The sequence below is a fragment of the Ktedonobacter sp. SOSP1-85 genome (assembly GCF_016587415.1).
In the GTDB taxonomy this organism is placed as follows: Bacteria; Chloroflexota; Ktedonobacteria; order Ktedonobacterales; family Ktedonobacteraceae; genus Ktedonobacter.
This window is the reverse complement of the sequence record NZ_BNJI01000002.1, coordinates 620,668-646,404: the sequence shown is the minus strand read 5'-3', so window position 1 is coordinate 646,404 and position 25,737 is coordinate 620,668. Positions and strand designations below refer to the sequence as shown.

The window sequence follows — 25,737 nt, the reverse complement described above, 5'->3', positions numbered from 1 at the left end:
CATGGACTCTACAATATGCCAGATGTACTGCATCGGGAGGCTTTGTAAGATAGAGATAGAAGCAACTATTTCTTGTTGAAAATGAGGAGCGAAAGCGATGGCTGAGATACAAACCTATGACGCGATTGTGATTGGCGCGGGCCAGGGAGGCGGTCCGCTGGCCTCGGCCCTGGAGCAGAGCGGGAAGAAGGTCGCTATGGTCGAGCGCGAGCATGTGGGCGGAACATGCGTCAATGAAGGCTGTACGCCGACGAAGACGATGGTTGCCAGCGCCCGTGTGGCCTACCTGGCACGTCGAGGCGCCGACTATGGCGTCTCAACGGGTCCCATAAGCATCGATATGGAGGTCGTGCGGAAGCGCAAGCGCGATATCGTAGATAGCTTTCGCTCAGGCAGCGAGAAGCGCCTAGTCTCCTCCGGCGTGGATCTGCTCATGGGCGAGGGCGAGTTCACCGGGCCGAAGCGCCTGCGCGTCAGCCTCAACGATGGCGGTGTGCGCGAGATCGAGGCCGAGACCATTATCATCAATACCGGCCTGCGGCCAGCGACTCCGCCCCTGGAGGGCATAGAGACCATTCCCACGCTCAACTCGACCAGCATCATGGAGCTGGATACTGTGCCTGAGCATTTGCTGGTCATTGGTGGTGGCTATATTGGCCTGGAGTTTGGGCAGATGTTCCGCCGCTTTGGCAGCCAGGTCACGCTGATACAGCGCGGCGCGCGGCTTCTCTCGCGAGAAGATAAGGATGTCGCCGATGAGGTGGCAAAGATCTTGCGCGAGGACGGCGTCGAGGTCCTCTTACAGACGAAGCTCAAGCGTGTCGCGAAGGACGCCAGCGGCAAGATTCATCTCACAGTCGAGACGCCCGAGGGCGAGCGCACCCTGGTAGGCTCGCACCTCCTGCTGGCCCCTGGCCGCGTTCCCAACACAGATAAGCTCAATCTCGCGGCCACGGACGTCAAGGCTAACAAGCATGGCCTGATCCAGGTCAATGACAAACTGGAGACCAATGTCTCGGGCATCTACGCCATTGGCGATGTCAATGGCGGTCCGGCCTTTACCCACATCTCCTATGACGACTTCCGCATCCTGCGCACCAACCTGATCGAGAATGGTAACGCCAGCATCAAGGATCGCCTGCTGCCCTACACCGTCTTTATTGACCCACAACTGGGGCGTGTCGGTCTGAGCGAGGAGGAGGCACGCAAGCAGGGGCTTGATATTCGCGTGGCGAAGATGCCCATGAGCTACGTCGCCCGCGCATTGGAGACTGACGAATCGCGTGGCTTTATGAAGGCCATCGTCGACCCCCAGACGAAGCAAATCCTGGGCGCGGCCGTGTTGGGCCTTGAGGGCGGCGAGGTCATGGCCATGCTGCAAATCGCCATGATGGGCAAACTGCCCTATACGGCCCTGCGCGACGGCGTCTTCTCCCACCCCAACCTCTCTGAGGCTCTCAACAACCTCTTTTCCATACTTGATCAATAGAACCAGCTACTAGTAAGATCAGGCAAGGCCACCGTCCATGCAGGAGGGGCCTGAGAGTGCTTCTAAAGGGTGCACCTACTCAGGCCCCTCCTGCTGGGCGGCTACATTTTTAAAGGGAGATGCCCTAGAGCATCTCCCTTTTCCTACAGGCCTTCAAGTTTCCTCACCCCCTTGAAATTATGCCCATTCTTGGGCCTCCTTCGAAAATCTTCTCCGTACCCAAATAAAAGCGGGCCAGATAGACCCTGATAGCCCCAAAACTCCCCGGCACGGCGAGATTGAAAGGCGAAAAATGCAGAAGGCGTCCGAAAACACCCTCACTTTTGGCACAAAAAACGCTTTTCGAAATCACACTAGATATGGTATATTAGGTGCGGTACATCGAACAAAATCAAAGCCCTGAGATCGCCAGGAAACGGCCCCAAACGCCCAAAACGTCTAAACACACTACCCACCCCCATTTTCACACGTTCGGTAGCAGAGAGATCGATCCGCTGGAGGATCCTGCAAGTCGACTGGGCACGCACGACATTCCTGACCTCTTTGGCGTAGCAGAGAGATCGATCCGCTGGAGGATCCTGCAAGAGGAAGCAGAGATAAAACGTCTACAGAAGACCTATAGTAGCAGAGAGATCGATCCGCTGGAGGATCCTGCAAGGGGAGATGATATTCAGCATCTTCATGCAACCGATTAGTAGCAGAGAGATCGATCCGCTGGAGGATCCTGCAAGCAGTATATGATATGGGGGATGTTAAGAGGTCCCTTGCGTAGCAGAGAGATCGATCCGCTGGAGGATCCTGCAAGGAACAGAGTCCGCAGACACTCTGGTCCGTCAAGGAGTAGCCGAGCCACGCCAAGGCCTCGCACGCCATTTTGCATTTTATACCCATCAGCGCCCGCATCAGGCTCTGGACTACCAGACGCCAGCCGCTGTGTACTTTCACAAAGCAAGTACATAGATAGCACGATGAAACATATGTCGGAACTTTGAAAGATGAAAAGGAGAAAGTAGCTCTTATTTCTGGCGACCTTTTGTTCTTTTCAGCCTATTTGGTCCGACGAAACTACGCTATAATTACTAAAATATTAAAAGATTCAGAGGTACCACAAGTGAAGTCATTATCTAAAACATTATTAGCCTTATACCTACTAATCCTGCTATGGTTAGTTTTGTTCAAATTTTCATTTAATTTATCCTCGGTATTAGATTATCAAACTAGAAGTCTTAACTTGATTCCATTTGCAGATTCTTCGCTGGGAGAGATGATCGATAATTTTGTCGTTTTTATTCCTTTTGGTTTGCTTTTAAGTGTCAATCTCAAACGGGCTAACATTTGGCGAAGGCTCGCTTTTATATGCATCTTTAGCCTTGCCGCCGAGATAATTCAATTTGTATTCGCGATCGGAGCAACAGATATAACAGACGTGATCACGAATACTGCTGGTGGGTTTCTTGGGCTGATACTCTATGATTTAAGCAATAAGTATGTTGATAATGAAAAACGAGACCGATTTATTGTTGTGGCTGGTACAATTTTACTCATATTGTTTATCTTACTTCGTTTCCTATTCTTCAAGGTAAGGTATCAATCGGCGCACTAGGCTGGAAAGCAGAAATCGCGAACATAAATGCTCGCGATTTCTGCTTGGCTAAAGACTTGCCCAACGTTGGTAGCCGAGAGATCAATCTGTCAGAGGAGTCGCATCGATGCCCCCAGGGAAACGCAGTCCCCTCCTGCATGGGCGGCGTGCCAGCCGGGTGATGATCTCGGTCCCCTCCTGCATGGGGGCGTGGCATCTATGGAAGACGGGCTTCCTCCTGATTCTTCTACCATATATGATGGGAAGAAGCCCGATATTCCGTATTAATGCGATAAATCGCCTTGCACGCGCTAAAGCGGGTGCCTATGGAAGTGAGGGGTGATTGTTTGGTGTTTTGGTGAGCCATTCGTAGGCCAGGCTGATGATGGCGATGAGCAGGATGGAGCAGGAGCAGAGCGCGATTCCGCTGGCTAGATACTGGTGGCTGGCGAAGAGGGGCGTGGCAAGCGCGGAACCAAGCATCAGGCCAGTTCCGGCGATGAGCCGGCGCAGGCTGTACATCTTTCCTACGTCTGTGGAGGGAAAGTCTGTCTGGATGATGCTCACCAGAATCAGGTCACCCATTGGGCTGCCGAAGGCCGCGATGGCGGCGCCTAGCATGGCCAGGATGGGAGTCGTCGCCACGCCGATAAGCAGGAAGCCCAGTCCTAGAATGATCTGCCCAATGTACATCCAGCGCAGGTCGCGTGTGCGCGAGAGGTGGTTTGTGAGGAAGAGGCTCAGCACATTGCCGACGCCGTATGCTCCCACGACCAGGCCATAGGTGCCAGCGTTGGCGCTCGGCATGCGGGCAACCAGCAGAGGCACCCCTATGAGAAAGATAGCCGCCCAGGAAATATTGCTCAGGCCAAGGCTACCAAGCGCCCAGGCCAGCGGGCGATGGGCGCGTAACTGGACTAGCCCGCTACGCATATTGCTAAAGATATGTCCCCTGGCTTCTGGCTTCTGCTCGTTCGTTTTCGTTTTCCTGGTAGGGAAGTGCCTGGCAAGCAGGAGGATACTGAAGGCTGAGAGGGTAAAACTGATGGCGTCCAGGGTAAAGAAATGGGCCAGCGGGATGAGCAGAAGTAGCAGGCCAGTGAGACCCGGACCCAGGACGCGCGCCATCCTCTGCGTGCCATCCATCAGGGTATTGGTGGCGTAAAGCTGTTTGCCATCACTCGTCAGGAGGGGCAGGCTGGCGATAAGCGCGGGATCAAAGAGTGTGCCCAGCGCCTCAAGGCCGATACTCAGCAGGATGAGCTGCCAGATTTGGGGCGTGCCGCTGACCGCCAGGAGCGCCAGCGTGCCTGCCAACAGCGCTCGGAGCAGGTCGGTATAGACCATAGTCTCGCGGCGTGGCCAGCGGTCCGCCAGGGTCCCACTGGGCAGACTAAACAGGAGGACCGTCAACGATCCCAGCGCGCTCACGACTCCGGCTGTGCTGCCCAGGAGGCGGGTCGTAATCCAGATAAGCGCCACGCTAAAGCACTGGTCGCCAATCGCCGAAAGCATCTGCCCACCCCAGAGAATAGCCAGGTGCGGCGTACGTAAAACCTTTAAAAAATCCATCGTGTCCGTTCTCTTTCCATTGCTGTTGCTGTTGTCCCTGGCCAGGGTTGCATCGCTGGATGCATCGTATATGCATAAGAGTAATCGATAGTGGCCTATGAGGCAATATAATAGCTGATATAATCATTATTGAATTTTTTTATGGGAAGAGGGCAATGGAGATTAATCAGTTGCAGGCGTTTGACATGGTGACACGCCACGGAAGCTTTAGCAAGGCCGCGCGGGCGCTCGATATCTCGCAGCCGACGATTAGCCTGCGTATTCGGGCATTGGAGGAGGCTGTGGGAGGCGTACTCTTTGTGCGTGGTGGTACCCGCCTGGAACTGACGGAACTGGGAACAAGCTTTCTCCCCTATGCAAGGCAGGCCCTGAGTGCTCTGGCGACAGGAACCGAGATTGTGCGCCAGACAAAGCAAGGTGCCAGGGGAAGAGTCTCGCTGGCGACCTTGCCCGCCATGACCACGGGTTTTGTCTCCTCCGCCATAGCCCGCTTTAACGCCAGCTATCCGCAGGTCGACCTCAATATTCACACGAACCACAGCGATCAAATTCTGGAGATGCTATATGATGACCTGGTCAAGCTTGGCTTGTTGAACTGGCCCCTCTTTAGTCCGATCAGCCTGACGCCTCTCCTGCACTTTCGCGAGCCTTTAGTTGTCGTTGCCCATCCCGCCCATCCGCTGGCGCAACGAGAGAGCCTCACGTCGCTGGACGTAGTACGTGAGGGGAACCCTTACTGGCAGGTCGATTGGGAGACGGAGACGCGAAGCTGGCATACACATCTGATAGGCGCGGAGCAGGCTTTGACCTCGCTGCCTATTCATACTGCCCATGACCTGGTTGTGCGTGGCATTGGCGTAGCGCTCCTGGCGCGCCCCCTCGTCACGGATGACCTGGCTGCCGGGCGCCTCGTAGTGCTTCCCGTGCAGGACCTTCCCGCCTTCGCGCGCGAGAGTGCCCTGGTGTGTCTGAGTCGCGAGAGGCTGCACCTCTCAAACGCGGCCCGGAATTTCATTGACGTTTTGCGCGAAGAGGGACGCATGTTTATATACCCTGAATGACCTTGGCGAAACACCATAGGAGATGAGCATGTTTGTAATTCTTACTCCACCTGCTTTTGAGCGTGTGAAGCCACTCTTTGCCGATATGGCGTATCACCTCGCCATTGTGACTGTCCTGGCAGGGAAGACGCCGGGACAGGTGTATGTTGATGACCCCGAGGCGCCCCAAACCGCGCTACTTCTGCCTACTAATCCGCATCGTATCTATCTCGCGGGCCGAGCAGGGCATCCAGACCTGCAACAGACCATACAAGCTATTTTAGCGCAAAAATATCACGAATTATCCCCAGGTGCAGATGGCTATGGGGCTTTGTTGTACTATCCTACTGGAGACGAGAACTGGCAGGCTCTTCTCGATACTGTTTTCCAGGGGCAGGAGACCTTTATGGGCGAGCGAGAGTTCCACCGCTTGAAGTTGCCACATACTACTATAAGTTCTCCCCTTCCCGAGGGCTTTGTGCTGCGCCGCCTCCATGAGAAGCTTCTGCAAGAACTGGAGCCAACAAATAGAGCGCATGTCCTTGAAGAGATCTGTTCAGAAAGCCCCTCACTTGAACACTTTCTTACATATAACTTTGGCCTCTGCGCACAGCATGAACATACGCTCGCTGGCTGGTGCCTGGCCGAGTATCGTGACCAGGAGCGCTGCGAACTGGGCATTGAGACGCAGGAGGACTATCAGCGCCAGGGGATCGCGACCGCCCTGGCCCAGGCCGTCATTGAGCAAGCTTTTGTAGAGGGCGCGACCGAGATTGGCTGGCATTGTTGGGCCGGAAACACGGCCTCGGTCGCCACTGCCAGAAAACTGGGTTTCGAGAAGGCCCTCGATTACCCTGTGTACTATTGCCAGTACCGCCAGGAGGCATAGTGGAAGCAAATACCTGTAATTTCCGTTTTTGAGTGGTACAAAAAGAATAGTTTGAACATAGGTAGAATCTGTATGGGGTTGAAGAGGAGGATGGAAGAGGATGGTACGCACGCTCACCACCACACTTACCACAGCAGTAGGCGATACCACGCGCGTCCCTGTTATCTCAGCGACATGCGAGGATCATATCGCGCGCTACAACCAGCTCGTAGCCGCCAACACGGCGCAGTCGCAAAGCTTTTTTAGCGCCTGCATTGCCAGTGATGGCTCGATTATTCGTGTGTGGGTGGTAGCGGGCAGCTCTCCGGCGACCTTCCAGTATCAGCGCATCACCAATCCAGCGACATCAAGCCAGTGGACAACCTGGACAACCTTTGGCGGGGCAAGCGCGACCATCGCGCTTAATGGTGCCTGCTGCGTCTCCAACAATGGTGGCACGCTGCGCGCCTTTGCCCAGCAAAGCGCTAGCCCGAATGCACTATGGACATGGAGTTCGACAGATAACGGCGTGACGTGGAGCGCCAGCCCCAGTGTGGTCTATACACCTGCGTCAACTGGCGCGCTGATGAGGGGCCTGGGCAGTGGGGGCAATAACGACATCTTTTTGCAGTACGATGTCGTTGGCGGCAAGTCAATGGGCATGACGACATTTAACGGTACGTCCTGGTCAGCTCTTGCGGTTTGGCCTGGTGGCATCGTCTCAGGCCTGGCCGGAGTGGCTGTATATTGGGATTCCTCAGCATCGCTCTATCGCCTGGTCTATTCGACGGGCGCCGAGATCTACAGCTTCAATGTGAATAGCACAGGTACAACCTGGAGCGGACAAAACTACCTCGTTGCCGCGAGCGCTAACGGCCTCATCCATCAATCGCCCTTTCTGCTCAGGGAGCCAAATGGGACGTATACCGTGACCTATGTTGACTATGATCCAGGCACGATCACGGGCGCCAGCTTCTTCTATCCCCGTGTGCGCCAGAGCATAGACTTTGTGCATTGGAGCAATGGCTACATCTTCCAGGATGCCAACCTGGCGGCCAATCTGGGCATCGTGCCTCTGTATCGCCCTACGGATACCACCGTCTATATGGTGGCACAGAATCGAACCTATACGCGTAGCGATTATAGCCAGGCCAACACAGCGCGCTACCTCGACATCTCGGCGGCGATCCTCTCCTACAAGCGCACCGAGCATGAGAGCAAGCCTGCCACGATTGAGCTAGAACTGGACAATACAGGCGGCGTGTTCAACACCAAAGTCGGCAGCTTGACGACGTTTGCCCCCATCAATATCGGCTCTAGCCTGGTATTGAGCGAGGGGTATAAGACCGGCGTGGCTCACACGACGCCCGAGACGGTGAAGACCGCGACTTTCAGGATGAAGAAGGTGACGTTCGAGCGTGGGCCGAGCACACACCGCATCAAGATTGTGGGAGTCGATACCTCCTACTTGCTCGATACGATCAATCATTTTCAGATCCAGTATGCAGCTCAGACGGTGGCCTATCTCATTACGGAGATCTGTGCGAGGGCCGGGCTGTTTACGGTTGTGGTGCCGGGTAGCTCGACTTTTACTCAGACGGTTCCCATCTTCATCTTGCAGGCCAACCGCACGCTACGTGCCACGCTGAACGAGGTGTGTCAGACCTATAACCTGCGCTACTTCATAGACCAGGACGAGAAGGTCCAATTCCGCGAGTTCAATGTGGGCGATGCCTCAGTGTGGACATACCAGCCAGAGGTTGAGGTGTTGAGTTTGGGCACCGACGACGAGCCAGCGAACCACGTCATAGTAACCGGAGCCGCGACCACAAATACCACGACGGCCAAGGTGAGTACAGGCGAGGCCTACGATATGACGGCCGAGAAGCTGATCGGGTTCGAGCGTATCAAGCATGTCGTTGATTTGAAGCTGACCACGCCTGCGCAGTGTGCCCTACGCGCGTCATCCCTGCTCTACCAGGAGCAACGCGCCACCGCATCGCACCACATCAATGTGCCGCTCAACCCAGCGCTACAGTTACACGATCCCCTGACGCTGACAGACTACGCCGCGCCCAAAGGTACCGGCCAGAGCGGCAAGTTTCGCATCAACGCCATGCAGGCCGAGTTCATCGCCCAGACCGCGAAGTTTGAGCATGTCATCAACCTGGAAGGCGCGTAAATGCTCACACTGCCTGCATGTTTTCGGTAGGGACCCGGTAAACCGGGTCCCTACCGAAAACATGCAGGCAGTGTTGCTTAGCCTACGTAAAATGATGAATAGCGCCATAAGGAGGTAGCCCTATGCTATTAAGCGATGTTGAGAATGCTTGCCGCCTGGACCTCTTTGATCCGGCGGGTGCGAGTCAGCGCTGGAGCAATGCGGACCTGGACCGAGCCATTGATAAGGCTGTGGAGCGCTATACTCAGTATTATCCCAATATCGCCATGGTCGATATGCAGACGCAGCCCTTTCAACGTACCTATCCCTATCCGGCCTCCTGGAATCCTGCCTATCCCGTGCTCTGGCTGGAGCGTATCCTCTATCCCTTGCAGGTCTATGGTAGCGCCTTCGCATCTCCTACGGCTGGACCAGGCCTCTCCCTCACTTCAGGTACCAACCTGGGCCTGGGTGTCTACAAGTATGCAGTTAGCCTGCTCACTCAGGGGGGCGAGACGACGCCCGGTCCCCTGGTTCAGATTACGACTACGAGCAGCTACCAGGCTGTCAACCTGGCCAGTATTCCCCTGGGACCACTCGCCCAGGTCCTCCCCGCCGTGGGCACCAATACCGTCATCGGGCGCAACATCTACCGCACGCTCGTGGGCGGTTCTACACTCTACCTGCTCGCCACGCTCGCCGATAACACCACCACAAGCTACCTCGACACTGCCAGCGATGCCAGCCTGGCGAACATGCCCCAACCACCTCTCGTCAATACCTCGGGTATCATGCTCTGGCCGCCCATGGAGCGCGCCTTCGCCGAGTATAGCAATCTCTATGATAGCTCGACGGCCCTGGCGGCGGGTGGCAACCTGGGAAGCATGGGCGCGGTCGGCAGTGGCCAGGGCGCTACAGGTACCAGCACGCCTACCTTTACTCTCAAGCTCGATAATAGCGAGCTACCAAAGGATAACACCCTGACCATGCGCGTCTTCTATGCCACCCGCCACCAATTGGATAGCCAGGGGAGCACTATTCCCGAGATTCACCGCGACATCATCGTGCTAGGCGCCTGTGCCTATGCCCTGGAGGCCTACCAGACACCGACCAACGATAACTTCGCGTTCCAGGATGGCAGCGTCCGCGATCACCTGGATGATACAGCTATTCCCGGCGCCTGGCTGCGGGCCTCCCAGAACAAGATGACACAATTCCAGCAACGCCTGGAGGTGATCAAGCGCCAGCGTGACTACGCCTCCTCCGCCATCGCCCAATGGGGCCAGGTCCAGCGCTACTGGTGGAGGATATAGTTATGTGTGACAATAAACCGTATGTGCACGACGCTACTAAAGTACGCGTCTACATATGCTCGTTCTATATGTAGACGCGTACTTTAGTAGCGTCGTGCAATTGCACTATAGGAGGACATATGCCACAAATCGGCCTGGATTGCGAGATTATTCTTGATAATACCGGTTACTTCGTTAAGCCGGGGAGCTATATTATGCGCCAGCCGCGTAATCGCAAGATTACTGTGCGCGCCGATGGCGCCAATGCCTATGTTGATATTGGGCTAGGCAAGCGCCTATGGGAGCTGACTATCCTCTGCCTCAACGAGCTCAAGCGCTACGATGGCGCGAATGTATCCTTGACGGGGCAACAGTATCGCGACGCCCTGCGCGCCAGCTTTCTCGCCAGCATCGGCACAACCATCAATTTTAGCGAGCCAATCGGCTCCAGCAGCATCGCGGTCCACTTCGACGCCTATCAGGAGCGTATCCTCAATCTCCACAACCAGGTCATCGCCCCAGCTACAGGCGGCTCGCCCGGCGCTTCCTACGAAGTCTCGATAACCCTGGTCGAGGCATAAACAAAAATGTGAGATAGCTCACAGACTTCCTGACAAGCGTTCACTATTATGCTGGTGTGGCAGGCAATCAAGCATAATAATGAGCCACCTTGATATACCGAGTATATTGTAATTTAGAATAACACAGTAATACTTATGAATCTGGAGAAAACTCTATTATGCGTCTAAAGAAGTCTATCCTCAGTATGTTCTTACTGCTTCTGCTGGCGGCAATGCTGACGGCGTGTGGCTCTACATCCGCGTCAGCATCAGCCGGAAACACTCCGACTGTGACCGCCACCAGTGCTAGCACTCCGACTGCGACCGCAACTAGCGCCACTCCGACTACCACGACAGCGACCAGTGATAGCACGCCTGCCGCGACCCCTACTAGTACATCTAGTACTTCTTCACCTAATGTCGTTATCGCGGTGAGAGATATCCCCAGCACTCAGGCCGTCGGCTCTACCTTTACTGTGCTGACCACCACGCAGGGTATGACCGTCTATGCGCACCTGATGCAAGGGGCAGGTGGTTTTAGCTGTGATGGTACATGCGCGCAAACCTGGAAGCCGCTCCTCTTCAAGGGTACGGGGACGCCAACTAGCACTACCAAGCTTCCAGGCAAGCTGAGTGTAGGTACCGACGCTAATGGAAACCGTGTTGTACTCTACCAGGGATACTATCTCTTCACCAACGTGAACGATAAGGCTCCCGGCGATGCCAAAGGCATAGGTGCCGATAACTCCCCCTGGCAGCCCGCCATCCCCAACATGCCCACTGGCCTATAAGCATATCCATATACCTGTAATATCCATGCCAGCGTATTCTCGCCACTGCGTGGCTCGCCTGGGTGAGGGTATGTGATGGTGGCGCGGCACAGCCGCGCCACCATCACATACCCTCACCCAGGCGCTTCTATGGTCGGGTTATACTGGAGGTATAGAAGAGTATGCGAGGAGTGTGCCTATGGATGTTACGGATTACCTGCGTCGTTTCACCCCCAGAGAACTGGCGGCCTCTGACGGATGGCAGCCGACGTTGGAGACGTTGAAGGCGTTACACGAGGCGCATCTCATCGCGATCCCATTTGAGAATCTAGATATCCACTGCGGTCAATCCCTGTGCCTGGACGAGGCAGCGATCTTTAAGAAGATTGTACTCATGCGGCGCGGGGGCATCTGTTATGAGCTGAATGGCCTCTTTGCCGCCCTACTACGCAGGTTGGGCTTTCGCGTTTCGCTGATCTCCGCTGGCGTCGCGCGGGATCATGTACACTTTGGTCCCGAGTTCGATCACCTGGCTTTACTGGTGCATCTCGCGGATGGCGATTGGCTGGCGGATGTCGGCTTTAGCAGTTCTTTCAGGCATCCCTTAAAGTTTGAGGCTGAAGTTGTCCAGGCCTTTCACGATCATAGCTATCGCCTGCACCGCGAGGGCGCGTACTGGATCGTGCAGCGAGCCAGGAACAGCGCCTGGGAGTCGCTCTACCGTTTCCAGCTTAAGCCACACGAGATGCATCATTTTGCTGAGAGGTGCCGCTATCAAGAGACCTCGCCAGAGTCTTACTTCACGCAGAATCTCCTCTTCACGCGGGCGACAGAGACCGGGCGCATCACGCTCTGCGACCGCAAACTCGTCATCTCCTCAAGCGCTGAACGTTCCCTTTGCGAGATCCAGACGGAGGAGGAGTACCGGGCCGTGCTAACCCGCCATTTCGGCATCACGCTTCTGCCAGAGACACGCCTCCGTTTTTACATCTCTGCCTGACCCCCCCTGGTGCGTTCGGCATAGCCCATGAGCGTGAGTGCGTACTGGCGCACCATCTCGCGTAATTCAGACGGGTGATGAATGACGAAGGGAAGGCCCATGCCAGCAAGCAAGCGCGCCATCCAGGGCAGATCTCCCACCTCGCTGCGCACAAGAACCCCCTGGTTGACCTCTGTAAAATGCCCCTTTGAAAGCCGGCTTTGGCGTTGTGCCTCCTCCAATGTTGCCTCCAGCCAGACCTCAACCTGCCATACGCGAGGGACGGAGGCCAGGGCGCGCTGAACGGCGGGGAGCGTCTCAAAGTTCTCTGGGCGCCGAAACGGCTCACTCGTCATCTCAATCTTAACGATACGGTCCAGGCGGAAGAGGCGCTGAGCCTGGCGTAGGTGGCAGTAGCCAATGGTATACCAGAAGCCTTCATGCGCGACCACGCCATAAGGATCAAATAGACGCTCAGTCACCTCTGAGCCTGGGGTGTGATAGCTCAGACGAACGCTGCGCTCACTCTGGACAGCGGTACTCAGCATCATCACAGCCACGATTGAAGGCGCGGCATGTGCCGAACTGTTCTCGATGACCACGGTCTCTCCAACCGCCTGGATGCGCTCACGTGTCGACACAGGCAGGACACGCTCGATCTTTGCCAGCGTCCCTTCAAACGCGGGCGAGGTCTGCGCAAGGCCGTTCTCGCGAGCCATCATCAGGCTCAGTGTCAGGGCCAGGGCCTCATCCTCGGTGAAAATAAGTGGAGGGAGCTTGTAGCCGGGCCTGAGCCGGTAGGCTCCATAGCGACCCCGCTCAGCCTCCACAGGAATACCCAGATCGCTTAGCGTCTCAATATAATCTCGAACCGTGCGGATATTGACCTCCAGCCTGTGCGCCAACTCGTTCCCGGTCATGCGCCCATGCGCTTGTAGTAATTCCAGGACCGTCAAGACCCGCGCCGTTGGACGATAGACCACTTTCTTCTCTCCTATCTAAAATCAACTTTAATTAGGGTCAATATTACCACCTTTAAGCTCTATACTGCAAAAAAGTAGAGGAAGACCTCGCTATGTGAAACATCAAAATGTGAAACGTCAATATGTAGGGTCCATGCTTGCATGGACTAAGAATCTCGCGATGTGAAATGTAACGGGGAAGGGAGATGTCTCGCATGGGCTGCAAGTCCATGCAAGCATGGACCCTACAGATACAGGCCGCGTCCGCTAGTAAGCCGTGGTACGCCAGGGCATAGCCCAAGTAGCCGTGTACGCAAGTAGCGGGCCCGAACAGAAAGCGAGTAGATGCATGACACACGAGCATACGCAGAATTTTGGACACGATTTCGATGCGCTTATTGGCACGTGGAAAGTGGCGAACAGGCGCAAGGCGGGAAACTACTTTCTTGCGAATCAAGCTCTTGGAGAAGAGGCGGTATGGGAGGAATTCCAGGGCCGTGATCGCTTCGAGAAGCAGCTTGATGGGCGGGCGGTTGTTGAGCATTGGGAAGCCACACTTCCCTCGGGCGAACGTGCTCTAGGATTGAGCATCAAGGCCTTTGAACCTACAACCCAACAATGGTCAATTATCTGGATCGATAATCGTAATCCTCTTGACTACAGGCCATTGTATGGCACCTTTGAGAATGGGATCGGCACCTTCTTCCAGGTCATCGAGACCCCCGATGGCCAGCCACTCCACGTACGCTACATCTGGGACGAATTTACGGCGGCCACCGCGCGCTGGCAGCAGGCCTTCTCCTTCGATGGAGGCGAACACTGGGAAACAAACTGGATCATGAATTTCACCAGGGAGGCGTAGGCTCTCTATATGCATGAAAAGCGAGGCGACTACCTCGGTAGGGACCCGGTTTACCGCGTCCGAATGCCATTCATGGCAGTGCGGCGCAAGCCGGTTTTTGTTTTGAAACGCAACATTCTCAAGAGGAAACGTTTTGGGCTGCGCCTACAGGCGATTAATCGCCTCTGGACGCGATAAATCGGGTCCCTACCCGATTTTGGAGCAGTTTCGTGCGATGGGTTGCCTTCCCATAGTTATTCGTCAAAGAGCATAAGCAGAAGGGATTAAGAGGAATGTCAGATGTAAATATCCAGGCGGGCTTAGACCTGGCACCGAAGCAGGCCGGAGAGGCATATAGCAGCATCATCGAGCTACGGCAATATACGCTCAAGCCTGGCCGGCGCGATGATCTGATTGCCTTGTTTGAGAAGCATTTTATCGAGGGACAGGAGCAGGCTGGCGCGCACGTTCTGGGTCAGTTTCGCCGGCGCAACAGGCCAGATCAATTCGTCTGGCTGCGCGGCTTTACCGATATGGAGGCACGTCGCCAGGCTCTCCAGAACTTCTATTATGGTCCGATCTGGCGAGAGCATCGAGATGCCGCCAACGATACAATGATCGACTCAGATAACGTTTTGTTGTTCAAACCAGTCAGCCGTGCAGGAGAATTCCGTCTTGACCTGGGTAACCGTCCAGGCCAGGATGCCTCAGGGGCGGCGGGAGGAATTATTATCGCGACTCTCTACACATTCACCACCCCGGTTGAAGCGAAATTCGTCGAGTTCTTCGAAAAAGAGGTAGTGTCCGTGTTGCGTGCGGCTGGAGCAGCTATTTCAGGGTATTTCGTTACTGAAACAAGCGAGAATACCTTCCCAGCGCTGCCGGTACGCGAAGGTGAGCACATCTTTGCCTGGTTCGCCTCATTTGCCGACGAAGCGGCATATGAGAGCTATCTCTCCGCGCTCTCCGAAAGCGATACCTGGACCGCGACCCTTACTCCTACCCTGCAAGGATGGCTGGCAAGGCCGCAAGAAGTACTGGAACTATTACCCGCCCGGCGCTCCCTCATGCACCATCACTTTGCATAGATGAGTATGATGTATACAAGAGCTATTCCTATTTTGTGATTTGCTGTGGATGTGTGGTATGAGCATTCGATCATGCCACACATCCACAGCAAATCACTGCTTTCTTGACAGCTTTGTTTCATATATTATACAATTGTCTCATGTAAGAAACGAAAAGAGTAGGAGAAAGCAATCATGGGAAGCATGTTAGATACACAGCAACTGGCGATCCTTTTGAAGGAGAGGCGTGGTGATCGGGGGCTACGCGATATCGCGCAGGAGATTGGCAATGTCAGCCCGGCGACCCTCTCGCGCATCGAGAACGGCAAGATGCTGGATGTAGAGACCTTTCTGCGGCTCTGCGACTGGCTTGAGGTTAATCCCCAGCACTTCATCAAAGAGGCCCAGCAGGACATGCTGAACAGCCAGGCGCTACGCTATCGCATCGAGGGTGGACAGAGGCTAGAGGGTTCTGTCGTGGTGCAGGGCGCGAAGAACGCCGCGCTCCCCATTATTGCCGCCTCGCTCCTGGTCTCCAAGGGCCAGACCATCCTGCGCAATGTACCCCTGATTCGCGATGTCTACGCTGCCATTGAGCTGGCGCGCTCCCTGGGCGTCAAAATGACCCTCCACGAGGAGGACCAGGTACTGGTAGTCGATGCCTCCAACTTGAATGCGAGCACTCTCGCCGAGCGCCTGACGAGTAGTTTCCGTGCCTCCGTGCTCTTCCTGGCGCCCGTGCTCCAGCGCGTGGGGAATGTTGCGATTGAGACCGTGGGTGGTTGTAGCCTGGGCAAGCGCAGCCTGGACTTCCACTATCGCGGCTTCGCACGCCTGGGGGCCACTGTAAGCGAGCAAGGCGAGAATATCGACGTGAGCCGCGAGGGACCCTTGCAGGGCAACTATCTCTACCTGGATACTCCCAGCCATACTGGAACCGAGAACCTGATGGTCGCGGCCTGTATGGCGCAGGGAACCACCATCATCGAGAATGCCGCGCTCGAACCCGAGATCGCCGACGTTGCCAAATTCCTCAACCTGATGGGCGCGCGCATCTCCGGCATTGGCACGGGCGTGCTCCAGATCGAAGGCGTCTCCGAGCTCTCCGGCGTAGAATACACCATCATGCCGGACCGCATCGACGCTGGCACCTTCGCCATGCTGGCGGCGGCCACTCAGGGCGATATCGAGCTAATTGGTGCGCAACTGCGCCACTTCGGCGTGGCCCGCGCCAAGCTAGAGCAGATGGGCGTCGAGTTACAGCAGGAAGGTCCCGTTATTCGCGTGCGCCGCCCCTCCACCCTGCGCCCGATCAACATTACCACCTGGCCCTATCCCGGCTTTGCCACCGACCTGCAACCACAGATGATGGCCCTTGCTTGCTGCGCCTCGGGCACCTCCTACATTCGCGAGACCGTCTTCAACAAGCGCTTCGCCGCCGCCCAGGAGCTCAACCGCATGGGCGCGCAGATCGGCCTGGACGGCGAGGCGGCGGTCGTCAAGGGCCCCACCGCCTTCGTAGGCGCGACCGTTGAGGCCCTCGACCTGCGGGCAGGTATGGCCCTGGTCCTCGCCGGAGCCGTCGCCGAGGGCGAGACCATCATCGAGAACGCCAGCATGATTGAGCGCGGCTGTAGCGCCGTCATCCGCCGCTTTACCCAGCTCGGCCTTACCATCTCCGAAGAGCGCGAAAAGACCGGCGTGTTTCTATAATCCCGATAATATAATAGGCGCGACACATACACCTGAAGGGTGTATGTGTCGCGCCTATTATATTATCGGGATTTAATAATTCTAATAATCCACCATATCGGATGCAAACTGGCGTAGAATGGCTCGATGCTCCTGGTGAGGAGCCTGATGTAATGCGGCAACCAGCTCGCGTAACCGTGGTGTCATGATGATGAGATACCGGGTCGGACCCGCAGCCTCATAATAGGTATGAGCCACGCCCGCTGGCACAAACACGGTTGTCCCGGCAGAGGCCTCAACGGTTTTGTCAGCGAAGCGGAACGTCAGGGTTCCCTCCAGGATATGCCAGGCCTCGTCGTCGGAGTAATGGACGTGCAAATAGTCCGGGCCGCTTCCGCTCCATTCGTGGACATCGAAGGATTGCCCGTTGGCGCTGATGGGAAGTTGGCCCTCTGTTCGCGCTTGTTTTCCTGGAACGTTAATGGGTTGAGCCATAGTATTAATGTTCCTCCTCTTGTCCTGTCTCTTCTCTTTTATACCATGAAAAGCTCATTTATGATACACATTTAATATCTTGATGACTGTATTCGCTGATCAAAGAAACCGATCAACGAGCATTTGAAATTTCAAGCAGGTTGCCATCAGGATCACGAAAATAGAGAGATATGAGGGACTTTGTGGCACCAGTTCGCTCTACTGGCCCTAGAAGGAGAGGAACATTCCATGCTTCAAGGTGCGCGATCACTTGCTCTAATGGTATCGATGTCAGGAAACAAAGGTCGGCAGAACCAGGCGTTGGAAATTGAGCCTTCGGATCGATTTCTTTCCCCTTTGGGTGAAGGTTGATTTTCTGACTCCCGAATTGAAGCGCCTTTCGTCCTTCGGCAAAAGTGATCACGCGCATTCCCAGGACGTTCGAGTAGAATTGACACGTTGCCTCAATATCCTGTACGGTGAGGACGAGATGATCTAAAGAATCAACCTGCATAGCTACCTCCTATTCTCTTCATTTTACAACTTTTTGAACAGCGAGGCTGACACTGTGGGTAAAATTGTCTCGATGTGGCAAATGCTCTATCCAGTGCAGGCAGGCGGATTGTCCTATAATACACGGGTTATAGGTTATAAATGAGCATGAGCTAGAGAGGCGCCCAAGAAGTTGATGCCTACAAATAGCGTTTTGGGGACTTAGCTAGGTATCCACTGGCAGATACCCGCCCTACTGCTGCGTGCGTTACGCATTCTAATGTGTGATATAATCCCTTCTGCGAGGGGGCGGCGCTGCTGAAGCACGCGCCTATATATAATGGTACGAATAATGGTACGAAAATTTCCGTATCATCATATGTAGACGCGTGCGCTTGCCCCCGGATGGGGGTTAGCAGCGTTGGTCTACTAAATACTATGAGGAGGGAACCTGTATGCCCAGGCGCGCGTCTTACCATGTGCTCTGGTCGCCGGAGGAAGGGGCGTATGTGTTGCGCGATGCTGGGGGGCAGCAGGTGCCGCTGGCGGGTGAGGAGTCCTGGTCAAAGGGATTGGCTGAACTCGCTTCGTTCGCCTTTACCAGTCGCCTGGGGCCGCACTGCACGGTGCGCAGGGAGAAGATGCAGCGGGGTGATAGCTATTGGTACGCTTATCGCTCGCTTAATGGGCGCACAAGCAAGCGCTATATTGGTCGCCACGCGGAGTTAACGCCCGCCATGCTGGAGCAGGTCGCGGAGTTTTCTCCCCAGGTAGCAATGCCCAGGGCAGGTGTGGAGAATAGCCCTCAGATTAATGTACCTGTCAGCCAGGTGTCCTCGGGTTCGGTATCCACGGTCTCCTCGCTGCTGGATAGCAGGTTGCAGCCTCCGCGCCTCCCCACCTTTCCCGTTGAGCGCTCGCGTCTATTTGCGCTTCTCGATGCGGGTTGGGGAGAGAAGGTAACGCTGGTATGTGCCCCGGCGGGCTTTGGCAAATCGATCCTGGTGCGACAATGGCTGAATGCGCGTCACGCGCAGACGCCCGTAGCCTGGCTCTCGCTAGAAGGTGGTGATAACGACCCGGTGCGCTTCTGGCGCTATATGATTATGGCCTGCCAGCGCCTTGCGCCGGGCCTGGGAACAGAGGTCCTGGCGCTGCTCTCGGCTGTGCCTCCATCGCCCTTCGCGACTCCCTCTTTTGAGACTATCGTGACCACGCTGTTGAATGAGCTGGTTCAATTGGCTGAAGAGAGTTTGCTGGTGCTCGATGACTATCATGTGATCACGGAGGCGCGCGTCCATACGACGTTGGCCTCTTTTATTGAGCATCTCCCTCCTATGGTGCATGTCCTGCTGCTGTCACGGAGCGCGCCACCTTTGCCGCTTACACGCTGGCGCGCCAGGGGTGAACTCTCTGACCTCTACACAAACGATCTGCGTTTCTCGCGGGAGGAGATGGCGGATTTTCTGCGCCAGGCCCTGCCATATGCCTGCTCGGTTGAGGCCCTGCACCACCTGGAAAAGCACCTGGAGGGGTGGGTCGCCGGGCTGCGTCTGCTTTCGCTGGCCGTGCGTGGCAAGCGGACGCCGCAGGAGGTCGAGCAATATATTTTGCATCTTACGGGCGAGCAGCGCTCTTTTCAAGACTATTTTGTGCAAGAAATTTTGGCTTCACAGCCAGTGCCGCTCCAGTCTCTACTCCTGCGCACGAGCATTCTGAGCCGCGTGAGTGGCTCGCTCTGCGCGGCGCTGACTGAGCGCGAGGAGAGCGCCGAACTGCTGGATGCCCTGGCGCGTGCGGGCCTCTTTCTGGAAGAACTTGAGGGAGAGGAGGACGAGCGCTGGTACCGCTATTATCCTCTTTTCGCCGAGGCGATGCAGGCCGAGGCACGCACCCGCCTGGGCGAGGAGGCGCTACGGGGCCTGGCGCGGAAAGCCAGTCTCTGGTTTGAGCAGCACCAGATGCCTATCGAGGCGGTCGAGGCCGCGCTCCGCGCACATGACATCACGCGCTCCGCTGATCTTATTGAGCAACTGGTCGAGAGTATCCATCCCCAGCGACCGGGGGAACATTTTATTATCAACGAGTTCCACACCCTTTGTCGCTGGTTGGCTCGGCTTCCTGAAGATATGCTGCGCGAGCATCCCATGCTCTGTTTTAGTTATGCCAATGCTCTGCTCTACACCTTTGTGCTGGATGAGATACCGTTGACGGAGGAGAAGGGCAGGCTCCTTATGAAGAGCCTGGACATGGCCCAGGAGGGTTGGCAGCGCGAAGGGAACATGCCGCGCCTGGGAGAGGTTCTGAGCTATCGCGCGATACTTGCCAGGCAGTATGGTGCGATTAACGAGGCTATAGAACTGGCGCAAGAGGCGCTCACCTATCTTCCTGAAGATTCCCCTATGTGGCGCCCCATCAGCTTGAGCGTCATTGGCACACACCTGTACCTCTCGGGGCAACTCAATGTTGCGCGAGACTTCTTTCAGCCTCGTCCTACGCAAGCTGTGCCGCCGCCAAGGCGTTCCTTTACGCGACCAGGCATTATTATCTATAGCCGCATCTGCCGCGAGCAGATCGCGCTGCACCAGGCGGGGGCGCACCTGCGGCCCCTCCTGGCACAGGCGCGTGAAGATGAGGATCGCGACGATATCTCTGATGCCTTGCTGGAGCTAGCGCGCCTCTCCTATGCCTGGAACAGGCTCGACGAGGCGGAGCAACAGGCGCGGGAGGCCCTGGTCCTGGCAATGCAGCTTCACGTTGAAGAGACAATTGTCTATGCCTCGCTCCTGCTAGTAGATATCCGGCAGGCACGTGGCGACAACGGGGGCGCGTTGCAGCTATTGAGCGAGCTTCAGGCCGGGATACAGCCTGGCCTTACGCCTCTGCATACCCAACTCTATCGCCAGGTCCAGGCGGTCCAGGCCCATTTGCATCTCGTAGTTGGCGACCTGGTAGCGGTTGAGCGCTGGCTGAAGGATCGGGAACAGAATGAAGAGCCTTTCCCACCCCTCTTTGCAGAGAAAGAAGAGCTACTTATTACTCGCTACGAGCTTGTGCAGGGCCAGTATGAGGAAGTTCTATCGCGCCTGGTTGCTCTCTCGCTGCAAGCCCAGGGCGCGGGGCGTATCGACAGAGCATTAAAGATGAAGCTGCTTATGGCGCGGGCGCATGCAGGATTGCGCCAGGTGCGTGAAGCCAGGAGACTCGTGCAGGAGGTAGTACTCCAGGCCGCCCCCGAAAACTACCTCCGCCTCTTCCTGGACGAAGGTGAAGAGCTGGTCCCGCTCCTGCGCTCCTTGCTGCCAGAGCTTCAGGACGAGACCCCACTCCGTTTCGCGCGCGAACTCCTGCAAATTCTGACCCGGGGCAACTCTGCCGCAACCAGCCTGGAGCTAAGCGAGGCGTTAAGCTCACAGGAGGCGCGTGTGCTGCGCCTGCTCGTGGCTGGCCGCTCCAACCCGGAGATTGCCAACGAGCTTGTCGTCTCCATCAACACCGTCAAGACTCATCTCCAGAGTATCTACCGCAAGCTCAACGTCAGCAACCGTGTCGAGGCCAGTGAGGCTGCTCGGCAATTGAAGCTGGTTTAAATATGTGGAATAACGAGTAGCCGCGTACGCCAGTAGCGGGTTCGCCCGCTACTGGCGTACGCGGCTACTCGTTATTCCCTAACATGCAAGCCCTCCCGCCATAATCATCCTCCCGCTCACCCACCCGGGCGATGCCCCCTTGCCCCCTAACGACCTATACTTGCAACATCAACGAAGCGCAAACACAAAGCCTCTCATAGAAAGCGAGCAAAACCATGAATAACAATAATACAACCCTCCGGGTCCCAGTCTTGATCGTTGGCGGTGGCATCGTGGGACTCTCCGCGTCTCTGTTCCTGTTGCAGCAGGATATTCCCTTCCTCCTGGTGGAGCGCCATAGCGGCACCTCGATCCATCCTCGCGCACGTGGCGTCAATAACCGCACGATGGAACTGTATCGAACCCTGGGATTGGAGGAGGCAGTACGCGAGGCGGGCGCCTCACTGGCTCCTGCCATGGGAATATTGAATGGTTCAACCCTGGTCGAGGCCCTGGACGGCTTTCAGGCGCCCAAGGCCCGAGTTGCTTTTGGTGGCATGCTTGGCTCACTGGGCGAGGTCAGCCCTACCGCAGGCACACGCGTAACCCAGGACGAGCTTGAGCCGGTTCTGCTGGCAAGTGCTCGCCAGCGCGGGGGCGACCTGCGCTTCTTCACTGAGCTAACTTCCTTTACGCAGAATGAGGAGGGGGTCACGGCCACGATCCGCGACCGCTCGACCGGGCAGGAGAGCACTGTGCAGGCCGATTATATGATCGCTGCGGATGGGGCCAACAGCCCAATTCGTCAGAAGCTTGGTTGTTCTGTAAGCGGGAAAGGCTCACTGGGACACCTGATCAACGTTCTATTCAAGGCAGACCTGCGCGAGCTGGTGCATGAGCGCGAGTTTAGTCTCTGCACCATCAATAATCCCCTGGTGCATGGCCTCTTCACCTCGATCAATCTGTCGGACACCTGGGTCTTCCACATTGGCTATGATCCAGGCCAGGGCATGAGTGCCGAACAGTTTAAGCCCGAGCGCTGCAAGGAGCTGGTGCGTATTGCCCTGGGGCTACCAGATATCGAGATTGAGGTCAAGAGCATCATGCCCTGGGAATCGGCCATGCGCGTAGTGGACAATTTTCAGCATGGGCGTGTCTTCTTCGCCGGGGATGCCGCGCACCAGATGCCTCCCTGGGGTGGGCAAGGCGCCAATAGCGGCATCGCCGATGTCAACAACCTGGTCTGGAAGCTGGGACTTGTTCTCAAAAGGGTGGCTGGTCCCAGCCTGCTCGTGAGCTATAACGCTGAGCGCCACCCGGTCGACTACCTCGCGGCGGCGGAGTCGGCTGCGGCGGCTGATGGCTCCGGCATGATGGCCATGAATAAGCAGGGGGGGCCCGGTGATATCGCCAATCGCTTCACCCGTATCCTGGGCTACTACAGCTATGGCGAGCCTTCTCAGGCCATTATTCCCGACCAGGCACCCATCAGCAGCGACCTGGACCTGGATGGGCGCCCCGGCACGCGTGTTCCTCACCTCTGGGGAGAGCGCCAGGGCCAGGCCATCTCGACGCTTGACTTCTGTGGCACAGGCTTTGTGCTCCTGGCCGGCCCCGAGGGTCACAAATGGCACGAGGCTGCCCAGCAGGTCGCGCAAGACCTGCACCTCGATATCCAGGCCTACCGTATAGGCGCGGATGGCGATCTCCTCGATCCCGAGAATCGCTGGCCCGCCCTGGCTGGCATCTCGCCCAGCGGAGCGCTCCTGGTCCGCCCCGATGGCTACATCGCCTGGCGCGCCCAGGAGGAGAGCAGCGAGCTTGAGCAGGTGTGCAGGGCGCTACTTGCCGGGCGCGATGGCGAGGACGCGTAAGGGGCTGCCGGAGCCGTTGACGATCTTGAGAGGGGCGGCGAGCACGATGGCGCCCGTGGGTGGGAGCTGGTCCAGGTTGATGAGGCTAGTCAGGCCGAACCTGCCCGCGCCATGCAGGAAGGTGTGTGAGGGGAAGGGGGGATCGAAGCCTCCCGCCTGGCCCGCGTCGGTGCCGACCGTCTCCACGCCCAGGCCGAGGATGCCGCGCTCCTGAATGAGGAACTGGATACAGTCCTTGTGAACCCCAGGCGAGTGCGCGCCGTCCTCGCGCTCGTTGAGGAAGGCCTCACGCCCGTGGCGCTGACTCCAGCCGGTGTGGTAGAGGAGCCAGGAGCCCGTGGGGATGCGCCCATGTTGCTCTTCCCAACGCTGTACATCTTCAATGTTGAGCAAGAAATCGGGGCTCTGGCTGACCTGCCTGGTAGCATCGATGACGCAGGCGGGCGCGACAAAGTTGCGTGGCTCAATGGTATCGGTCGTGTTATTGGGGAGATCCTTGCCTGTGATCCAGTGGACCGGGGCATCGAAGTGCGTTCCAGTGTGCTCGCCCAGATTGAGGATGTTCCAGTACCAGGCGGGGCCGCGCTCGTCATAGCGCGAGATCTCGGCGAGAGTTAGCCCTGGCGAAGGCGCGAACAGGGGTGGAAGATCAATGACGGGGGTATCGGGTCCCAGTGGCGTGGTGAGATCAATGACGCGCAGGCGACCACTGGCCAGTTCCTGTACCAGTTGCAGCAAAATAGCGTTGTCGGGAGTTGCCATAATTGTAACCTCCATCTGTGTGAATGTTTGAACGGAACGGATCCAGAAGCCCGTAGGGACCAGCTTCAGCGCGTCCCATTGGCGTCAAGTTAAGAGTTCCCGATTCTGTCGGAAGGCTTTTTGAGCGTCATTTTGCAGGCCCGCCGCTCATGCAGGTGCGAAAGGTAGTGCTTGTAAACGGCGCACCTACCTTTCGCACCTGCTGAACGGCGGCGTTCGGTGGTCAGTGCGTCCCACGTCCGGCTGGAGAAAAAGGGTAGGTGCGCCGTTTACAAGCACTACCTTTTTCTCCAGCATGGGCGTGGGAATCAAGCAATTGCTCCCTAACTTGACGCCGATGGGACCAGCTTCAGCGCGTCCGAAGGCGATTCATCGCACTTCGGCGTTAGCCCAAAACGTTTTTGCTTCGACCTGTCTTGGGATAGTTTACCTTGTGATCTGGCAACAATCAGGCTAGCGCCGCACTGCCATAAATGGCGTTCGGACGCGCTAAAGCTGGTCCCTATCGACCTCTGGAGTCATTTAGCGCCTGGCTGGCGCAAGGTCTCCAGGTAGCGCTTGAACTGGAAGCGGTTTTCCAGCAGGGGCAGGTCCATGGCGAAGGTTTTGGGGCCGATGGCCTCAACTTTAGAGACGCAGGTAGTAAGGGTGTGGCTGGCCAGGGCCGCGTGCACACAGGCTTGAAGTTCCTCGGGCGTGTTGGCGCGTGCGACCCTGGGAATGTTGGAGGCCTGCGCGATACCCGCGAGGTCGGTATGGACCGCCGTCGCTGTGGGGAAGCCGCCGACCGATAGCAGGCTCTCGTTATCGAAGACGATGTGGAGCAGGTTGCCTGGTTGATAGCGGGCCATTGTGCTGAGGGTCCCCAGGTTCATCAGGAGCGAGCCATCACCATCCAGTACCACCACCGGGTGTTCTGGCAGGGAGAGCGCGATGCCCAGGCCCATCGAGGAGGCCAGCCCCATAGCGTGCTCCAGGTAGAAGAAGTTATGGCGATGACCAAGCGAGTAGAGCTCGGCGGCGACGGCGCCCATGATCGTGACGACGATGCAGTGCTCCAACTCGGGATAGATCGCTTTAAGCGCGTCAATGCGTAGCATGGCTAATCCTCCCACATAAGCTCGCGTGAGAGCAGGACAGCGACCGGGTGCTGCGAGGCCAGGGCGAGGGTCTGGGCCTCTTTGATACAGCGCGGGACATCCTCGGGATGACGCAGTTGGGTAGTGGGGATATTCAGGGCGCGCAAGAGCGGCTCGGTAGCCAGCCCACCCTGGGTCTGCCAGGGATCACGCTCACCGAAGGACCCTCTGTAACTGATAAGCATCAAAAGTGGGATCTTATACAACTGAGCGAGGGAGACGATGGGATTGATGGCGGCGAAGAAGCCATGATTCTGCATCAGGAGTGCCGAATTGACGCCCGCCAGGTGAGCCCCGGCGGAGATGCCAATCGCCTCCTCCTCCTTGGCGACGCGTACCAGCGTCACCTCGGGGTCATCGTCGGCCATCCGAATGAGGTGGATGAGCCAGGTTTCGGGCAGGGCCGAAATAATTTTGACATCGCAGGCTTTAAGCGCGTCATAGATCAGCCTGGAATGAGTCACCGAGACAGGCATACCTTCCCTCCAGGATGAGGCACATAGGCGAGAAATAACAATACTTCCCCTAATTATACACGACCTTGAATAGCAA

The 25,737-nt window shown here is 56.7% G+C and carries 21 protein-coding genes and 1 CRISPR repeat array; of the genes, 14 read left to right on the top strand and 7 right to left on the bottom strand.

Annotated features, from left to right (window positions below):
- Positions 1 to 97: 97 nt before the first annotated feature.
- Positions 98 to 1,489, top strand: a complete 1,392-nt coding sequence (locus tag KTE_RS31075) for a mercuric reductase (RefSeq protein ID WP_201388382.1) — start codon at positions 98 to 100, stop codon at positions 1,487 to 1,489.
- 474 nt (positions 1,490 to 1,963) lie between these two features.
- Positions 1,964 to 2,294: a CRISPR direct-repeat array (repeat unit 37 nt; unit sequence GTAGCAGAGAGATCGATCCGCTGGAGGATCCTGCAAG).
- A gap of 306 nt (positions 2,295 to 2,600) precedes the next feature.
- Positions 2,601 to 3,092 (top strand): VanZ family protein, encoded by a 492-nt coding sequence (locus tag KTE_RS31065; protein ID WP_201391036.1) that lies wholly within the window; start codon positions 2,601 to 2,603, stop codon positions 3,090 to 3,092.
- Positions 3,093 to 3,395: 303 nt separating this feature from the next.
- Here the strand turns inward: KTE_RS31065 and KTE_RS31055 are convergent, their stop codons facing one another.
- Positions 3,396 to 4,643: an MFS transporter gene (locus KTE_RS31055; protein WP_201388379.1), complete on the bottom strand. Its 1,248-nt coding sequence runs from the start codon at positions 4,641 to 4,643 to the stop codon at positions 3,396 to 3,398.
- A gap of 155 nt (positions 4,644 to 4,798) precedes the next feature.
- Between KTE_RS31055 and KTE_RS31050 the strand changes: the two genes are divergently transcribed.
- From KTE_RS31050 to KTE_RS31020, 7 genes are all read left to right on the top strand, one after another.
- Positions 4,799 to 5,704, top strand: a complete 906-nt coding sequence (locus tag KTE_RS31050) for a LysR family transcriptional regulator (RefSeq protein ID WP_201388377.1) — start codon at positions 4,799 to 4,801, stop codon at positions 5,702 to 5,704.
- Positions 5,705 to 5,732: 28 nt separating this feature from the next.
- Positions 5,733 to 6,572 (top strand): GNAT family N-acetyltransferase, encoded by an 840-nt coding sequence (locus KTE_RS31045; RefSeq protein ID WP_201388375.1) that lies wholly within the window; start codon positions 5,733 to 5,735, stop codon positions 6,570 to 6,572.
- A gap of 100 nt (positions 6,573 to 6,672) precedes the next feature.
- Positions 6,673 to 8,733 (top strand): hypothetical protein, encoded by a 2,061-nt coding sequence (locus KTE_RS31040; protein WP_201388373.1) that lies wholly within the window; start codon positions 6,673 to 6,675, stop codon positions 8,731 to 8,733.
- 122 nt (positions 8,734 to 8,855) lie between these two features.
- Positions 8,856 to 10,025, top strand: a complete 1,170-nt coding sequence (locus KTE_RS31035) for a hypothetical protein (protein WP_201388371.1) — start codon at positions 8,856 to 8,858, stop codon at positions 10,023 to 10,025.
- A 119-nt stretch (positions 10,026 to 10,144) separates the two neighbouring features.
- Entirely contained in the window at positions 10,145 to 10,585 is a 441-nt protein-coding gene (locus KTE_RS31030) for a hypothetical protein (protein ID WP_201388369.1), read from the top strand.
- A 185-nt stretch (positions 10,586 to 10,770) separates the two neighbouring features.
- Positions 10,771 to 11,355, top strand: coding sequence for a hypothetical protein (locus KTE_RS31025; RefSeq protein ID WP_236600748.1), 585 nt, complete (start codon positions 10,771 to 10,773; stop codon positions 11,353 to 11,355).
- A gap of 178 nt (positions 11,356 to 11,533) precedes the next feature.
- On the top strand, positions 11,534 to 12,334 hold the full coding sequence (locus tag KTE_RS31020) for an arylamine N-acetyltransferase (RefSeq protein ID WP_201388366.1): 801 nt from the start codon (positions 11,534 to 11,536) through the stop codon (positions 12,332 to 12,334).
- On the opposite strand, the gene KTE_RS31015 is transcribed toward KTE_RS31020, so the two are convergent.
- The gene (locus tag KTE_RS31015) at positions 12,319 to 13,296 is read right to left on the bottom strand and encodes a YafY family protein (RefSeq protein ID WP_201388364.1); all 978 of its coding nucleotides are present in this window, start codon (positions 13,294 to 13,296) and stop codon (positions 12,319 to 12,321) included. The genes KTE_RS31020 and KTE_RS31015 overlap by 16 nt on opposite strands.
- Before the next feature lie 328 nt (positions 13,297 to 13,624).
- Between KTE_RS31015 and KTE_RS31010 the strand changes: the two genes are divergently transcribed.
- The 3 genes from KTE_RS31010 to murA all read left to right on the top strand — a co-directional run bounded on the left by KTE_RS31010 (position 13,625) and on the right by murA (position 16,896).
- The gene (locus tag KTE_RS31010) at positions 13,625 to 14,137 is read left to right on the top strand and encodes a DUF1579 domain-containing protein (RefSeq protein ID WP_201388362.1); all 513 of its coding nucleotides are present in this window, start codon (positions 13,625 to 13,627) and stop codon (positions 14,135 to 14,137) included.
- A 272-nt stretch (positions 14,138 to 14,409) separates the two neighbouring features.
- Positions 14,410 to 15,204 (top strand): NIPSNAP family protein, encoded by a 795-nt coding sequence (locus KTE_RS31005; RefSeq protein ID WP_201388360.1) that lies wholly within the window; start codon positions 14,410 to 14,412, stop codon positions 15,202 to 15,204.
- A gap of 174 nt (positions 15,205 to 15,378) precedes the next feature.
- Positions 15,379 to 16,896, top strand: coding sequence for a UDP-N-acetylglucosamine 1-carboxyvinyltransferase (gene murA, locus KTE_RS31000; RefSeq protein WP_201388358.1), 1,518 nt, complete (start codon positions 15,379 to 15,381; stop codon positions 16,894 to 16,896).
- Between the two features lie 81 nt (positions 16,897 to 16,977).
- On the opposite strand, the gene KTE_RS30995 is transcribed toward murA, so the two are convergent.
- On the bottom strand, positions 16,978 to 17,370 hold the full coding sequence (locus KTE_RS30995; protein ID WP_201388356.1) for a cupin domain-containing protein: 393 nt from the start codon (positions 17,368 to 17,370) through the stop codon (positions 16,978 to 16,980).
- A 112-nt stretch (positions 17,371 to 17,482) separates the two neighbouring features.
- Entirely contained in the window at positions 17,483 to 17,863 is a 381-nt protein-coding gene (locus KTE_RS30990) for a VOC family protein (RefSeq protein ID WP_201388355.1), read from the bottom strand.
- 433 nt (positions 17,864 to 18,296) lie between these two features.
- On the opposite strand from KTE_RS30990, the gene KTE_RS30985 reads away from it, so the two are divergent.
- Positions 18,297 to 21,431 carry a LuxR C-terminal-related transcriptional regulator gene (locus KTE_RS30985; RefSeq protein WP_201388353.1) on the top strand — a complete coding sequence of 1,045 codons (3,135 nt, stop codon included), beginning with the start codon at positions 18,297 to 18,299 and terminating at the stop codon, positions 21,429 to 21,431.
- Positions 21,432 to 21,646: 215 nt separating this feature from the next.
- Positions 21,647 to 23,284, top strand: a complete 1,638-nt coding sequence (locus tag KTE_RS30980; protein WP_201388350.1) for an FAD-dependent monooxygenase — start codon at positions 21,647 to 21,649, stop codon at positions 23,282 to 23,284.
- Here KTE_RS30980 and KTE_RS30975 read toward each other — a convergent pair.
- From KTE_RS30975 to KTE_RS30965, 3 genes are all read right to left on the bottom strand, one after another.
- Positions 23,252 to 24,046 (bottom strand): cyclase family protein, encoded by a 795-nt coding sequence (locus tag KTE_RS30975; protein ID WP_201388348.1) that lies wholly within the window; start codon positions 24,044 to 24,046, stop codon positions 23,252 to 23,254. The two genes, KTE_RS30980 and KTE_RS30975, sit on opposite strands and share 33 nt — an antisense overlap.
- Before the next feature lie 518 nt (positions 24,047 to 24,564).
- Positions 24,565 to 25,146 carry a thiamine pyrophosphate-dependent enzyme gene (locus tag KTE_RS30970; protein ID WP_201388346.1) on the bottom strand — a complete coding sequence of 194 codons (582 nt, stop codon included), beginning with the start codon at positions 25,144 to 25,146 and terminating at the stop codon, positions 24,565 to 24,567.
- A gap of 2 nt (positions 25,147 to 25,148) precedes the next feature.
- A complete protein-coding gene (locus KTE_RS30965) occupies positions 25,149 to 25,661 on the bottom strand; it encodes a thiamine pyrophosphate-binding protein (protein WP_201388344.1) in 513 nt (170 codons plus the stop codon).
- Between the last annotated feature and the right edge of the window lie 76 nt (positions 25,662 to 25,737).